We start from the raw sequence: 13,702 nt of genomic DNA, 5'->3' as shown, positions 1-13,702 counted from the left end.
TGGTCAGCGCATTTCCTCCGGGCGTGCTACTGCCAACATGGCTGCTGCACGATCTTTGGTCAGGGCTTGAAATCCCTCAGGCAATTCGACTTCGGGATGCAGGAACAGAAACTGGTCCTCAACATCGGTATGCTTCAGACCCGCCGACAGCAGGCTTAAAGAAAGGCGCGCGCACTGCTTTTCACCCAGCGTCAGGATGGTCTTATCGCGTGACTGACCAGTTGCCATAGCAAGTCCGGTGGCGAAAATTGCGACGCCCGCGCGGTCGATGTCAATGGTGCGGACCGCGTCCTGCTTCATGTTTGTAATGAGCTGTCCGATCAGACCAACGCGGCGCGCTGCAGGGTCATAGCCGCCGCGAATGTGCGTTTCGGTTCGGGTCAAGGCGCTCTCGCTCTCGGGAAATATGCTGCGCAGAACAGACAGGCAGAGATCAAGCAAGTCTTCGGGCAGTTCGTTTAGAGGCAGGCTCATGCGGCGCTGTTGCTGCATGAAGCGTGCCTGCGATGCCAGAACCCGCATGGCACTTCCGGCAACTTCTGCATCCGATGATGATGCAAGCTCTTGCAGTAACGAGGGAAGGACAGGGTCAATCCCGTTACGCTGGGCAAGCCGGTCTGTAGTCTGCGCCTCGATCGTCAAGGCGTGGGCATGCGAGAGCAAATCTGCTTGTGCCAGCAAGGACACAGCCAAATCGTTTGCATGTTCTGCCGTAAATGCGGATTTATCCGAATAGCCGTTCTCTTCGGCTACAGCGAAAAGCAATTGCCTTGCGATGTCCGCCATCATGCCGCGTACCCGGGCAATCACCAGATCGCTGAAGAGCGTCTGGTCATCATTCACCAGCAAGTGATGCAAGACCGGGCCAGTAGTGGCGATTATAGCGTCGCCATGCGCCACTTCTGCACGTAGCACGACTTCTAACGTTTCCGCCGGGGCGCCGGGTTGACCATGTTCGCTCATGCGTGCGGCTTACCCTGTTACCGTTAATTCCGCGTTAGCCGCTATTTTTTGCATCGGGCGAAAGTCTGGCGGCCAATACGACGAATGCAACCAGCATTATGGCAATTTCAGACGAAGTCAGAACCGCCAACGCAGCTATCGATACGGCGACTAGGCCTCTGTCGCACAATGGTTCGATCAACGGCCTGACTACGCCGCGATCCAGCAACACAAGAGCAATTATCAAGACGAAAGACGGAAAAGCGGCACGGTACCACAGACTGTCGATAGAAAGCAGGCTGACAGTTAGAAGCGCTGCATCGACCGCATGGCGCAACAAGTATAACCGTCTGGTCCGGCCAAAAGGTGCGGCGATCAGCCGGGACAGGGCGAAAAAAGCTTCAAGAACCGGCACAGATAGCGCTGCCAGGGCAAAAGCGGCAACCGGGCTATCGTAGATGGCTGCCGCGACCGAACTGCCGAGCAAGACTGCCGCAAACCCCAAAAAAGCTGGCCGTGACCATGCGCGCTCCACCAACCATGACCCTGCCCGGCCAATTGTTTGCTGCGCGATCCAGCGGGAAAACTGCCCTGAAGACGAATCCCCAAGGTGGTCTCGCAACCACCCCTTTTCCCGCCATCTTGCAGTCTCTTCACTGTCGACAATCATCCAGCGGCCATCATCCAGCACAGTATCGGCCATTCGTGCTTCAGGCAGGCGCTGCTGCAGCGCAATTCGCAGCAATGCCGCATGCGGGGCCGCATCTTCGGGCAACCCGCCGAGACGTTCAAGCCAGCTACCCGGCAATGTCATCGCCCCGCCCCACGCGCGGTCAAGGTCGATCCGTTCCAGACCTGCCGCGGCACCCGGTCCGGCGGACACTATCAGCAGCCGGTCGCCCTCTGCGCGAAGCAAATCAAGAGCTTGCTTCGCTTCCGGCAACAGGCCTGGCTGCAACACCAGCAAGGTGTCGTTATTGCCAATCGCGCCGGATAAAGCGTGTGTATTGGAAATCACCTGATAGCGCATGCCCGCCTTTTCTGCCGCGTGGCGCATGGCAATAGCATCCTCCGAAGCGCCGCCACCGTGAGCGATTACCATTGTGCAGCCGCACTCCCGCGCGAACAGCAATTGCCGCTGTGCGATGGTTTTGCCTGCGAGGGAGGGCTGCGCGTCCTCCCCCGGCTGCGGCAGGCTGATCAATGCGGCTCGCAAGTGGTAATGCTCCTGACAGCGGGTTTGAGCCATCAAGCTAGTGATCGCGCTCCATGCTGCCAAGCGGTGTGATTATGACTGTGAAGAAAATCCGTCGGCAAAAGCGCCGAGTTTGCGCAACACTGCCGGATCGCCAGGGGCGCCGTCCAGGGCTTCATCAGCCAGCGCCACGAGGTCGCCGGAATGAAAGCTGGCAGCAAGTCCGCGCAGGCGCTGCGCCGCCATTGTCCAGTTCCCGTCACACCGCGCGCGTTTCAACAAATCGATCTGGATCGCGAGGCTCTCCACGAAACAGGCGCGCAATTCCGCAAAAAGCGCTGGATCATCCCCAGCGGCAGCGGTGAGTGTCAGTTCGAAATCGCCGTGTGCATATGCCATTCGTAAAGCCATGGGGCAGAACCGGTTAAGGCGGGGTTTCATGCACCCTTCAATGTGCTAATTGTCCCGCTATGACACGACGACGCAGCATCCTGCCCTCTGAAGAGGGAAACGATATCAATATCGAGCCGACTTTCGGCCGGAACGAAGACGAAATAACTCTGGAATTGACGAATGCGGAAATAGCATTCGAAGAACCAGCTGGAGCTGATTGGGATGAAGAGGAAATCCCTGCCAGTCCGCGTGGCACATGGATTGTTCCTGCATTGGCCATTGCTGCGGTGCTTGGCTGGACAGGTTTTTTTGGCTGGGTCCATCATCAGGAAATACTTGCAGGTGCTAGTGCCCAGCAGTGGTCTCAGTGGATTTCAACGTGGTCGGTGCCAGTTCTTCTCGTGATCGGTTTATGGTTGCTGGCGATGCGCAACAGCCGCCGCGAAGCCAACCGGTTTACCGATGCGGCCCGTGCGCTTGCATATGAGTCAGGTCAGCTTGAAACACGTTTGACGATCGTCAACAGAGAGCTGAGTCTCGCAAGGGATTTCATTGCTTCCCAGTCGCGTGACCTTGAGTCTCTCGGCCGCGTCGCGACAGAGCGGCTATCTACCAATGCAGCACGGCTGCAGGAACTCATCAGCGATAATGGTGCGCAGGTCGAAACCCTCGGTTCGGTAAGCACTAGCGCCTTGGCCAACATGGAAAGTCTGCGCGATCAATTGCCCGTGCTTTCAAACGCAGCGCGGGATATGAGCAACCAGATCGGCAACGCCGGAAATGTTGCTCATGGCCAGATAGAAGCGTTGGTGAGCGGGTTTGACCGGCTCAACCAGTTTGGCGAAGCTGGCGAGAAACACGTCGAAACCATCAGCGCAAAGGTCACTGCAACTCTCGATGCGTTCGATATGCAGATCGCTGCCTTGGGGGAGGTTACACAGGCGCGCTTCGGGAAGCTCCGCGATGTAAGCGAGGCGTTCCGCACCGACATGGTCGAGTCCGAGGATGCTGCGCTCGAATCCATTCGGGTCCGCGCTGACGAAATGGCGGGCCTGCTGGCAGAACGGGAGACAGAACAGCGGGAGGCAGAGGATGCCGCACTGGCCGCGTTACGCAACCAGATCGCCACGCTTACCGGCGAAGGGGAGCGGTTGCTCGGCGCGCTTGCTGATGGCCGCGAACATGCGGTCAGTGCTTGGAGCGAAGCGGTCAGCGCCCTTGAAACGCGCATGGCAGAAGCCATTGCCGAAGTTGCGCAAACGGATGAGCAGGCGATGGAAAGCGCACGCCGCCGCCTTGCCGCCTTGTCCGAAGAAGCCGCGCAAGTCGAAATGCGCATATCGGCAAGCCTTGTGTCTTTCGATAGCGAATTGCAGCACCGGCGGGAATCGGCCGCTCGGATGCAGACAGAAGCGCTGGACGACATGGAGTCGCGGCTGACAACGTATGATGCGAAGCTGGCGCGGCGGCAGGACGACTATCTTGCTCTGCTGAATTCGCTGGGTGAGCGCAGTGAAGAGCTTGCCGCTCGTATCAATAGGATCGACTCCGATCTCCGCAGGCTCGCGCAGGATGGGGAAGATACCACTGGCTCTCTTGATACAGCAGCCGAATCTTTTGCAGCGCGCCTTACCCAAAGCCGTGAATTGCTTGACGAAAATACAGCCCATATTGCCCGCCTGACCGACGATGGTGTTCGTCTTCTGGAAATCATTCGCTCCGGTGCAGATCATTCACAAGGCGCATTGTCAGACGCAGTTGGTGAAGCTGAAGCGCGACTGGCAAGGTTTGGTGAAGAGGCGAGCCGTCTGCACGATCTGGTCACCCAGGCAGAGGCGCGCGGAGAATCTCTGGCATCGCATATTGGTTCCGCGCAGCAAAGCGGCGCATCGACTTTGGCAGATATGCAGGCGCTGGAAGCGCATATCGGGCTCGTCGCCGCTGAGAGCGCGAAACTGGCCGATCATACTTCGGGGCAATTGCGCGAAGCGATTGATCTGCTGGCAGGGTCATCCACCCATGCAATCGAGAGCTTACGCGACAATCACCGCGAAGTTGTTGAAGAGATCGCAAACCGCATCGCTGAAGACAGCCGTATCCGCGTCGCAGAAGCCATCCAGCACCACACGACCGCTTCGATAGAAGAACTGGAAGAGGCTGTCTCTCAGGCAGCCGCGCGGGGGCGCGAAACCACTGTGGACCTGCGCGATCAGCTCGCGCTGGTGAATGAATTGACTGGTAATCTTGAGCAGCGCATCACGACGGCGCGAGAACGGGCTGAGGAGAAGATCGACAGTGATTTCTCCCGGCGGATGGCGCTGATCACGGAATCGCTGAATTCGTCAGCCATCGACATCGCAAAGGCCTTCGACACAGAGGTTTCCGACACGCAATGGGCCAATTACCTGCGCGGTGACCGGGGTATTTTCACGCGCCGTGCGGTGCGCCTTCTCAGCCGTCATGACTCACGCAATGTGGCAGAGGTTTACGGCGAGGACAGCGAATTCCGTGAAACGGTCAATCGCTTCATCCATGATTTCGAGGCGATGCTGCGGGAAGTTCTGTCCACCCGCGACGGCAATGCGCTTGCCGTTACGCTGTTATCAAGTGACACCGGTAAGCTTTACGTCGCGCTTGCACAGGCGATTGAACGGCTGCGCAACTAACGCGGTTCAGCTCTCGGGAGAGCCGTAACCTGGCGGTGTACCGAATATGTTGATGTCATCCACAGTGATCCAACCTTCAAAATAATTGGCGATATACAGAGCGCAAAGCACAGCCGCCAGAATGGTGGCGCGCAAGGCGATCTTGCCGGGACGGAAATTTACAGGCGCACTATCTGCCTGGCCTGGCACTTTCTTCTCGCCCGCCTCATCCGCCGTACGCACGCCAAAAGGCAGCAGCAGAAAAGCGCTCATCACCCAGAACAGGGCATAAATTGCAATTATGGACGTCAGCTTCACGCGAAGTACCCGTTATTGTTCGCCAAGGGCAATGACACGGGTTTGCGGCTTCTTGCCAGACCACCTTTGGGCTGCCCTGCGCGCCGCGAGGCGCGCGGCTTCCTTTATCGCGTCAGGGTCATCCTTGCGGCCCTTGCGCAATTTCAACAGCGCATCGACAACATCGGCCTTCGCCTCAGCCACGAAGCTGGGATAATCTTCATCGAGCGGCAGACCGACGCCTTCGATCTCCACCCCGCCTTCGCCGTCCAGCACTACGATCAACATACCATCGCGAGAAAGCCGCCGACGCATTGTCACGGCATCGCCATCGGCAGGCACAATTATGTCGCCGTCAAGCACAAGCCGGCCCGTGTGGATCTGTGCAAGTTTTTCAGGCTTGCCAGGGGCAAGGCGAACAATATCGCCGTTTTTCTGGAAAACATTGTGCTCGATGCCGCTAGCTCGGCCAACGCGGGTCTGTTCCTGCATATGACGAATTTCACCATGGACCGGCACAAGGATATCCGGCCGCAGCCAGCCATACAGTGCTTCGAGTTCAGGCCTTCCCGGGTGGCCGGAGACATGAATTTCACTTTGGCGATCAGTCACCATCTGAATGCCACGTTCCGCCAGCTGGTTCTGGACCCGCCCGATCGCAAGATCATTGCCGGGTATCACACGGCTTGAGAACAGCACGACATCGCCTCTAACCAGTTTGAGCGGGTGATTGTCATCCGCGATGCGGCTTAACGCCGCACGCGGCTCGCCCTGCCCGCCGGTGGCCAGGATCATCAACTCACCGCGCGGGACCCCCATCGCTTCGTCGAACCGCACGACATCGGGGAAGTCGCGCAAATAACCATTAGCCTTGGACACTTCGATAATCCGGTCGAGCGAACGTCCGGCAACGCACAGCTGTCGCCCGGTTTCCTTCGCCACCTCACCCAAAGTCTGCAATCGCGCCACGTTGGAGGCGAAGGTTGTTACCAGGATTCGCTTGCCGCCGTGCTTCTTCGCCTCGTCAAGCAAGCCGCGATAGACCGCGCCTTCACTGCCAGAGGGTTCTGGATTGAAGACATTGGTGGAATCGCACACCAGCGCAAGAACGCCGTCGTCACCGATTTCTATCAGTTCTTCTTCAGTGGTTGGTTCGCCGATGATAGGTTCTTCGTCCAGCTTCCAGTCGCCTGTGTGGAACACATTGCCGTACGGCGTCTCGATCAGCAGGGCATTGCCTTCTGCAATCGAGTGGGCGAGCGGCAAGTAGGTGATGCCAAATGGCCCTATATCGAAACTACCGTGGTCATCATCGATCACGTTCAGTTCGATGGACTTGGTCAACCCCGCCTCGTCCAGCTTGCGGCGGATCAGATCGGCGGTGAATGGCGTTGCGTAAAGCGGCACGCCCAATTCGCCCGCGAAATAGGGAATCGCGCCAATATGATCTTCATGCGCATGGGTCAGCACGATACCGAGCAGATCGTCTGCCCGTTCCTCGATGAATTCCGGATCGGCGAACATCAGTTCGGTACCGGGGTATTCATTAGCACCAAAGCTCATGCCCAGATCGACCATCAGCCATTTGCCCTGACAGCCATACAGATTGACATTCATGCCAATTTCGCCGGATCCGCCCAAAGCCAGAAACAGGAGCTCGTCCTGCGGGGTATAATCTTTTTTCATTATGCTCCTGCGCGGCGGGAAGCCCTGTCTGCAAGGATCTGCAGGCCGCGAATTGTTAGATCGGCATCTATCCGATCGAAGATGTCAGTTTTCTCATCAAACAATATGGCGAGCCCGCCCGTCGCTACAACCGTTACAGGCCTACCTATTTCCGCTTTCATACGTTCAATCAGGCCTTCCATCATCGCAACATAGCCCCAGAATACGCCTATCAACATCTGGTCTTCGGTATTTCGACCAATTACACTGGCGTTATCTGGTGCGCGAATGGCGATGCGCGGGAGCTTTGCAGTCTTGCCAACCAAAGCATCCAGCGAAAGATTGATGCCCGGCGCGATGATCCCGCCTTTGTAGGCTCCATTGAAATCGACTGCTTCGAATTTGGTCGCAGTGCCGAAATCGACCACGATCATGTCGCCGCCGACCAATTCGTGCGCGGCTATGCAATTGAGCGCGCGGTCGGCCCCAAGCGTGTTTGGTTGCTCGACGTCGATCTCGAAATCCCATGCTGCAGCGCCCTGCCCCGCAAACATGGGATCCACGTTGAAATACTTGTTCGCAAGCACCGTAAGATTGTGGTCCGCGCGCGGGACAACTGAGGAATAGATTATCTGGTCGACAGAGCTGCGATCCAGTCCTTCCATCGCCAGCAGCTGCATCAGCCACGTGGCGTATTCATCGCCCGTACGGCGCGGATCGGTCGCAATGCGCCAGCGCGTCTTGATCTCGGCACCTTCGAAAAGGGCGAAAACCACATTGGTGTTTCCGACATCAACCGCCAGCAGCATTATCTGTCCTCATTGTTATCGTGCCAGTCCAACAGCACATCGCCTGCGTGTACCGCGCATTCCGCCGCGCCGATAGGCTGCAAGCGCAAGGCACCGTCTGGCGTAAGACCGCGAAAACTGCCGCACAGAACCTCTCCATCGCTATCGACCACACGCAAACGGTCGTCAAAGCGATGGCTGCGCACCAGCCATTCTGCAAGCGTGTGGGATAACGGCAAGTTGCGCCAGTCCTGCAGGCGCTGCGCCATCGCGGGCGCGAGCAAATCAAGAACACCATCCGGCCCATTGCCAAATTTGCCGTTTTCATAGCCGATATGCGTTGTCTTGCGGTCAGCGATCTCGGGGGCATGAGACACATTAACACCGAATCCGGCAACCACATGATCGCCTTGCCGCTCCAGCAGGATGCCGGCAATTTTGGCTTCCCGCACAAGCAGGTCATTCGGCCATTTCAGCAGCATGGGCGTGTGATCGAACAGGCACCCTTTGACAACATCGTGGAGCGCCAGCCCCGCTACAAAAGACAAGCTGGCTGGTGAAGGATCACCTGGCGCGATGACTATGGCAGTGCTGCAAAAAAGATTGCCCGGAGAACTGACCCATTTACGGCCCATTCGCCCGCGGCCCGATGTCTGCCGCTCAGCCCTCAGCCAGAAATCTTCTTCGATGCCTGACCCCGACGCAATACGCGCGAGCAGATCTGCATTCGTGCTGCCAGTTTCGGGAACAGTTTCTATCAAGCGGGGGCCTGCCTTACGCAGGTAGCGCCAGCGATGTCGCCGCCATGTCCGCCAGATTGCCGAGCCAAGGTGTGAGGAAGTAGCCCAAAGGCGAAATGATCGCAGCGCAGATCAGAAGCAGCGCCCAATGGGGTCTGTCGCCCTCGCCCTTGATCGTGTCCGCAGCCTCATCAAAGAACATCACCTTGACGATCTTGATATAATAGAACGCACCAATCACGCTGGCTGCAATACCGATGGCAGCGAGCGCCAGCATGTCCGCCTGAACAGCAGCCTGGAACACCACGAACTTGCCCCAGAAGCCGAACAGCGGCGGAATGCCAGCAAGGCTGAACATCAGCGCCATCAGCGACCAGGCAAGCGCCGGGCGTGTTGTGGCAAGACCGGCAAGATCCGAAATGCCTTCAAGCTGGTTGCCGTCTGCATCGCGCATCAGCAGCACTGCGACAAAACTGCCGATTGTCATCACGACATAGATCGCCAGATAGACAAGCAGCGCGCTAATGCCGGAAGCCGTCGCCGCAGCAAGACCGATCAGGATAAAGCCGACGTTGTTGATGGAGGAGTACGCCAGCAACCGTTTGATATTGGTCTGGCCGATCGCGCCCAATGCACCGATGATGATTGAGAGCAAGGCAGCCGCGATCACGACCTGCTGCCATGCAGCGGCCTGCGTTCCGAACGCTTCCATGGAAACGCGCGTGAGCAATACCACTGCGGCAACCTTTGGTGCGCTGGCGAAGAACATCGTCACCGGCGTTGGCGCGCCTTCGTAAACGTCGGGCGTCCACATATGGAACGGCGCGGCGCTGATCTTGAATGCCAGCCCTGCCAGCACGAAAATTAGACCGAACAGCATGCCTGTGTTAAGCCCGCCCGATACCGCAACAGCGATGCCTTCGAAATTGGTCGTCCCGGTAAAGCCGTAGATCAGGCTCATCCCGAACAGCAGAATACCGCTGGCGAGCGCGCCCAGCACGAAATATTTCAGGCCCGCTTCGGCAGAACGCTCATCATCGCGGAGCATGGCAGCAAGCACATAAGCAGACAGAGAATTCAGCTCCAGGCCCATGTACAGCGTCAGCAGATCATTTGCCGAAACCATGATGCTCATGCCAAGCGCTGCAAACAGGATCAGGATCGGAAATTCCGTCTTCATCCACCCGATCTTCTCGAAGAATCGCGGCGCAATCACCAACGTTGCGCCGGATGCAGCGAAGATCATCAGCTTGGCGATCCCGGCAAAGGCATCGGCGCGGAACAGCCCGCCAAACGCAAGCGTATCCGGTCCGCTAGCGCCAGCGCAAACGGCAGGAGCGACCAGAGCAAAGGCTCCGCCAAAGGCGACAGCAGCGATGATGCTGGAAAGGCGCGCGAACTTATCGCCGCCATAGGCAGCAACCAGCACGAGCGTGAGGCCGGTAATGCCGAGAACCAGCTCAGGCGCGATCAGCGCGAAGGAAGGTGCAAAGTCCATCAGTGCGCCTCCCCTTCAGCGACATCGTGCTCGGTTTCAGTCACCGGAAGCGGCTCGCCAACCACAAGGTGTGCGTCGCTCTCTGGCTCTGCCGCAGCAAGCCGCTCGTCGAGCCACTGGATATCTGCCCGCATAGGAGCGAGGAAACTTTCAGGATACACGCCCATCCACAATACCGCCGCAGCGATTGGGGCCAGAAGGAGATATTCGCGTTTGGATAAATCCGGCATAGCGGCCGCATCGTCGTTGACCTGCTGGCCAAAACAGACACGGCGATAGAGATAAAGCATGTAAGCTGCGCCCAGAATGATGCCGGTGGTGCAGACAAAGGCGACCCAGCTGTTGATTTGATAGATGCCCGCTAGCGCCAGAAATTCACCGACGAAGTTGCTAGTCCCCGGCAGTCCGACACTGGCCATGGTGAACAGCAGGAACAGGGTGGCATAGGCTGGCATGTTGATGCTGAGGCCGCCGTAGCGGGAAATTTCCCGGGTGTGCAGCCGATCATAAATCACCCCAACACACAGGAACAATGCCGCTGACACCAGACCGTGTCCCAGCATGATCATCATCGCGCCTTCAATCCCTTGCACGTTGAAAGCGAACAGGCCGACCGTCACGATGCCCATATGGGCGACTGAGGAATAGGCGATCAGCTTCTTCATATCATGTTGAACCAGCGCAATCAGGCTGGTGACAACCACCGCGATCATGGAGAGGCCCCAGACGAGCCACACGAACTGCGCGCTTGCATCGGGGAACATCGGCAGGCTGAAACGGATAAAGCCGTAACCACCCAGCTTCAGCAAGACGCCCGCAAGGATTACGGAGCCAGCAGTCGGCGCCTGAACGTGCGCATCGGGCAGCCACGTGTGGACTGGCCACATCGGCATCTTAACAGCGAAACTGGCGAAGAACGCTAGCCACAGCCAGGTCTGTGCTTCTGCCGCGAAGTCATATTCCATCAGATATGGTATGAAAGTCGTGCCCGCCGCATTCGCCATCCACAGCATCGCGATCAGCATCAGGACGGAGCCGAGCAGCGTGTAGAGGAAGAATTTGTAGCTGGCGTAAATCCGGTTGTCGCCGCCCCACACGCCGATGATCAGGTACATCGGGATCAAGCCGGCTTCGAAGAAAATGTAGAACAGGAACAGATCCTGCGCTGCGAATACGCCGATCATCAGCGTTTCCATAAACAGGAATGCGGCCATATATTCGCCGACACGCTTTGTGATCGCGGTCCAGCTTGCGCCAATACAGATCGGCATCAGGAACACGCTGAGCATGATCAGCATCAGCGCAATACCATCAATGCCCAAGGCATACGCAAAGCCTGCGAAGATCGCGTGATATTCTTGGAACTGCCATTGCGCCCCGCCGATGTCGTAATTCACCCACAGCACAATACCGAGCGCGAGGTTTGCCAGCGTGGCGACCAAGGCGATCATGCGGGCCGAATTCGCGCCGACGAACAAACAGGCAATCGCGCCGATAAGCGGCACGGCAAGCATGGCGGAGAGGATCGGGAAGCCGCCCATTAGAACAGCACCCAGGTGACAGCGGCGACAAGGCCGATAAGCATGATCAAAGCGTAACTCGTAAGAAGTCCGGACTGGAATTTCTTCGCGAGGCCGGAGCCTTGCAGCACGACCCACGCCGCCCCGTCAGGGCCGAACCGATTGATCGTGCCTTCATCGCCGCGCTTCCAGAAGAAGCGGCCGAGCCAAAAGGCGGGCTTCACAAATATGTTGTCGTACAGTTCGTCGAACATCCATTTGCGATAAACGAAGGTATGGATCGGGCCGAGTTGCTCTACGGTTTGGCGCGGCACGTCCGTGTTGCGGATGTAGGCATACCAGGCGCCGACAAAGCCTAGGATCATCACGATGAACGCTGCGTATTTTACCAGAAGCGGCACTTCATGCATCGCGTGCATCAGGGCTGCGTTGTAAGCGATAGAGCCGTTCCAGAAGCTTTCCTGATCGAGGAACGCGTCATGGAAAATTTGGCCAGCGAAAACCGCACCGACGCTCAACACACCAAGCGGCACCAGCATTGTCCATGGGCTTTCGTGCGGATGATATCCACCAGTCGTGTCCTCACCAGCCTCATCAGGCGTTTTGTGTACAGCATGCTGGATGTGCTCGCTCTCAATCCAGCGCGGCTTGCCCCAGAAGGTCAGGAACATCAGGCGCCAGCTGTAGAAACTGGTGAGCAGCGCAGCGAACGTGCCGAGCCAGAACGCCATGTTGGAATACGCACCGGCTGAAGCATAGGCGACCTCAAGGATCGCATCCTTGGACCAGAAACCGGCAAAGCCTGCGCCAAGGTGATAAACGCCAACCCCTGTAATCGCGAGCGTACCCGCCATCATCGCCCAGAAGGTGAACGGGATCTGCTTCCGCAAACCGCCGTAATACCGCATGTCCTGCTCGTGATGCATCGCATGGATCACGCTGCCTGCACCAAGGAACAGCAGCGCTTTGAAAAAGGCGTGCGTGAACAGGTGGAACATCGCCGCGCCATATGCGCCCACACCTGCGGCGAAGAACATGTAGCCCAGTTGCGAGCAGGTGGAGTAAGCGATTACGCGCTTGATGTCCCACTGCGTCGTGCCGATTGTCGCGGCGAAGAAGCACGTGGCGGCACCGATCACCGTCACGAAGGCAAGCGCCACGGGCGCGGCTTCGAACATCGGTGACAGGCGGCACACCATGAACACGCCTGCGGTCACCATGGTTGCAGCGTGGATCAATGCGGAGACGGGCGTTGGCCCTTCCATCGCGTCCGGCAGCCACGTGTGCAGGCCAAGCTGTGCAGACTTACCCATCGCGCCGATGAACAGCAGGATGCAAAGGATCGTCATCGTGTCCAGACGCATGCCCATGAAGCCGATGGAGCTTGCGCCCTTCATTGCCGGAGCCATTTCCAGAATTTCGGGAATGCTGGTTGTCTGGAACACCAGGAATGTGCCGAAAATGCCGAGCATGAAGCCAAGGTCGCCCACGCGGTTGACCACGAAAGCCTTGATCGCGGCGGCATTGGCGCTCGGCTTTTTGAACCAGAAACCGATCAGCAGATAACTCGCAAGGCCCACGCCCTCCCAGCCAAAGAACATCTGGACGAGGTTGTTGGCCGTCACCAGCATCAGCATGGCGAAAGTGAACAGCGAAAGGTATGCGAAGAAGCGCGGCTGATCCGGGTCTTCTTCCATATAGCCCCAGCTATACAGATGGACGAGCGCGGAGACCGAGGTCACCACCACCAGCATTACAGCGGTGAGCGTATCGACGCGTAGCGCCCAGTCAAAGCTCATCGCGCCGCTTTCGACCCACTTCATCACGGGTACAACAGTCGCGGTTTCGGATCCGGTGAGGAACCCGATAAAGATCGGCCAGCTCAAGGCGCAGGCGAGGAACAGCCCGCCCGTTGTGATCAGCTTGGAAGCAAAATTGCCGAGCATACGGTTGCCCAGGCCGGCGATGATAGCCGCGAGCAATGGTGCGAAGACGATAATCAGAATGGAGGTCTGCAAG

The 13,702-nt window shown here is 57.9% G+C and carries 11 protein-coding genes; 1 reads left to right on the top strand and 10 read right to left on the bottom strand.

The genetic code is table 11. The features are described 5' to 3' along the window. Positions 1-3: 3 nt before the first annotated feature. The 3 genes from AB731_RS06720 to AB731_RS06710 are packed head-to-tail and all read right to left on the bottom strand — an operon-like array spanning position 4 to position 2,536. Positions 4-963, bottom strand: a complete 960-nt coding sequence (locus tag AB731_RS06720) for a hypothetical protein (protein WP_047093775.1) — start codon at positions 961-963, stop codon at positions 4-6. 34 nt (positions 964-997) lie between these two features. After that, entirely contained in the window at positions 998-2,191 is a 1,194-nt protein-coding gene (locus tag AB731_RS06715) for a hypothetical protein (RefSeq protein ID WP_156167404.1), read from the bottom strand. 39 nt (positions 2,192-2,230) lie between these two features. Continuing rightward, positions 2,231-2,536 (bottom strand): hypothetical protein, encoded by a 306-nt coding sequence (locus AB731_RS06710; RefSeq protein WP_047093777.1) that lies wholly within the window; start codon positions 2,534-2,536, stop codon positions 2,231-2,233. Between the two features lie 71 nt (positions 2,537-2,607). Between AB731_RS06710 and AB731_RS06705 the strand changes: the two genes are divergently transcribed. Then, entirely contained in the window at positions 2,608-5,196 is a 2,589-nt protein-coding gene (locus AB731_RS06705; protein ID WP_052769005.1) for a coiled-coil domain-containing protein, read from the top strand. A 6-nt stretch (positions 5,197-5,202) separates the two neighbouring features. On the opposite strand, the gene AB731_RS06700 is transcribed toward AB731_RS06705, so the two are convergent. Genes AB731_RS06700 through nuoL form a run of 7 tightly spaced genes read right to left on the bottom strand, consistent with a single transcriptional unit; the run spans position 5,203 to position 13,701 of the window. Further along, positions 5,203-5,493 carry a DUF1467 family protein gene (locus tag AB731_RS06700; protein WP_047093778.1) on the bottom strand — a complete coding sequence of 97 codons (291 nt, stop codon included), beginning with the start codon at positions 5,491-5,493 and terminating at the stop codon, positions 5,203-5,205. A 12-nt stretch (positions 5,494-5,505) separates the two neighbouring features. Next, a complete protein-coding gene (locus tag AB731_RS06695) occupies positions 5,506-7,158 on the bottom strand; it encodes a ribonuclease J (protein WP_047093779.1) in 1,653 nt (550 codons plus the stop codon). Continuing rightward, positions 7,158-7,946: a type III pantothenate kinase gene (locus AB731_RS06690; RefSeq protein WP_047093780.1), complete on the bottom strand. Its 789-nt coding sequence runs from the start codon at positions 7,944-7,946 to the stop codon at positions 7,158-7,160. The genes AB731_RS06695 and AB731_RS06690 overlap by 1 nt, the downstream gene beginning before the upstream one ends. Beyond that, the gene (locus tag AB731_RS06685; protein ID WP_047093781.1) at positions 7,946-8,686 is read right to left on the bottom strand and encodes a biotin--[acetyl-CoA-carboxylase] ligase; all 741 of its coding nucleotides are present in this window, start codon (positions 8,684-8,686) and stop codon (positions 7,946-7,948) included. The genes AB731_RS06690 and AB731_RS06685 overlap by 1 nt, the downstream gene beginning before the upstream one ends. A 13-nt stretch (positions 8,687-8,699) precedes the next feature. Then, positions 8,700-10,163, bottom strand: coding sequence for an NADH-quinone oxidoreductase subunit NuoN (gene nuoN, locus AB731_RS06680; RefSeq protein ID WP_047093782.1), 1,464 nt, complete (start codon positions 10,161-10,163; stop codon positions 8,700-8,702). Then, a complete protein-coding gene (locus tag AB731_RS06675; RefSeq protein ID WP_047093783.1) occupies positions 10,163-11,704 on the bottom strand; it encodes an NADH-quinone oxidoreductase subunit M in 1,542 nt (513 codons plus the stop codon). Before AB731_RS06675 ends, nuoN begins: the two co-directional genes overlap by 1 nt. Next, on the bottom strand, positions 11,704-13,701 hold the full coding sequence (nuoL, locus tag AB731_RS06670) for an NADH-quinone oxidoreductase subunit L (protein WP_047093784.1): 1,998 nt from the start codon (positions 13,699-13,701) through the stop codon (positions 11,704-11,706). The genes AB731_RS06675 and nuoL overlap by 1 nt, the downstream gene beginning before the upstream one ends. Position 13,702: the final 1 nt, after the last annotated feature.

This window comes from Aurantiacibacter marinus (assembly GCF_001021555.1).
GTDB lineage: Bacteria > Pseudomonadota > Alphaproteobacteria > Sphingomonadales > Sphingomonadaceae > Alteraurantiacibacter > Alteraurantiacibacter marinus.
This window is presented reverse-complemented; position numbering and strand designations above follow the sequence as displayed.

Excerpts from the sequence above, each read along its gene's own strand:
- AB731_RS06720 (WP_047093775.1), bottom strand. The coding sequence starts at position 963 with ATGAGCGAACATGGTCAACCCGGCGCCCCGGCGGAAACGTTAGAAGTC.
- AB731_RS06715 (WP_156167404.1), bottom strand. The coding sequence starts at position 2,191 with ATGGCTCAAACCCGCTGTCAGGAGCATTACCACTTGCGAGCCGCATTG.
- AB731_RS06710 (WP_047093777.1), bottom strand. The coding sequence starts at position 2,536 with ATGGCATATGCACACGGCGATTTCGAACTGACACTCACCGCTGCCGCT.
- AB731_RS06705 (WP_052769005.1), top strand. The coding sequence starts at position 2,608 with ATGACACGACGACGCAGCATCCTGCCCTCTGAAGAGGGAAACGATATC.
- AB731_RS06695 (WP_047093779.1), bottom strand. The coding sequence starts at position 7,158 with ATGAAAAAAGATTATACCCCGCAGGACGAGCTCCTGTTTCTGGCTTTG.
- AB731_RS06690 (WP_047093780.1), bottom strand. The coding sequence starts at position 7,946 with ATGCTGCTGGCGGTTGATGTCGGAAACACCAATGTGGTTTTCGCCCTT.
- nuoN (WP_047093782.1), bottom strand. The coding sequence starts at position 10,163 with ATGGACTTTGCACCTTCCTTCGCGCTGATCGCGCCTGAGCTGGTTCTC.
- AB731_RS06675 (WP_047093783.1), bottom strand. The coding sequence starts at position 11,704 with ATGGGCGGCTTCCCGATCCTCTCCGCCATGCTTGCCGTGCCGCTTATC.